This window comes from Sphingomonas segetis, assembly GCF_009720245.1.
GTDB classification, from domain to species: domain Bacteria; phylum Pseudomonadota; class Alphaproteobacteria; order Sphingomonadales; family Sphingomonadaceae; genus Sphingomicrobium; species Sphingomicrobium segetis.
Window position 1 is genome coordinate 1 of record NZ_WJSQ01000301.1, and the last position, 878, is coordinate 878.

Below are 878 nucleotides of genomic sequence, written 5' to 3' on the forward strand. Positions count from 1 at the left end.
TGGCCCGCCGCGCCAGCTCGACCGCGAACGGAATCGCGTCCGCCTCGAGCGCGCGCCCGGCGGGCGCGCCGACCGGCATCGGATAAAGCGTGACATGGCCTTCGCCGACCCTCGCAGCCTCGGCAGCCGCGGTCCGGGCGAGCGCCGGCGCCTGGGTCGGCGCCCACACTTCCACGCGGCTGCCGTCGAAGCGCGCGGTGGCGGTGAGCGGCTCGATGCCGAGATGCTGGCTCGGGGCGACGAAATAGGTGGCCGCGAGGGGGCGCGACCCTTCGATCGCGGACTCGTAATCGCCTCGCCTGAAGCTCCGCCGGCCGCCGCCGCCGCCGAGCGCCCGCTCGAACGCTCGGCGGATTTCCGCCGCCGTCCGGGTGCCTGAGAAGACCGGATCGGCGGCGTGCAGCGCGCGCTCCGCCGCCCACCAGTTTTCGGCGACCACTCCGACCCAGTCCTCGCGGGCGACGAGCTGGCGCGCGCCGCCCAGCTTCTCGACAGCCTCGCGCGAATAGCCGGTCAGCTTTCCGCCTGGCGGCGCTGCCCGCACCGAAGCGAACAGCATCCCCGGCAACCGAACATCGCCGGCAAATCGCCAGCTGCCGTCGGCCTTGGACGGTCCGTCGAGCCGCGGCAGCGGCTTTCCGATCAGTCGCCCCCTTGCACCTCTGCGCGGCCCGGTCTTGCCCGGTGGACTTCGCTCCGCCGCTTCTTCGGCGAGCTCGCCGAAAGTGAACGTGCGGCCGCGGTTCATCACGAACCCGTCGCCAGTCTCGCACTCTTCGGGATCGGCGTTCCACCGGTCCGCAGCGGCGCCGACCAGCATCGCCCGCGCGACCGCGGCCGCCGCTCGCAGCGGTTCCTCGAACGCGCGCACCGACGTC

At 73.6% G+C, this 878-nt stretch carries 1 protein-coding gene; it reads right to left on the reverse strand.

Annotated features, from left to right (window positions below; all coding sequences use genetic code 11):
- Positions 1-878, reverse strand: an 878-nt coding sequence (locus tag GH737_RS14910) for a molybdopterin cofactor-binding domain-containing protein (protein ID WP_155265540.1), incomplete at both ends; no start/stop codon positions are given.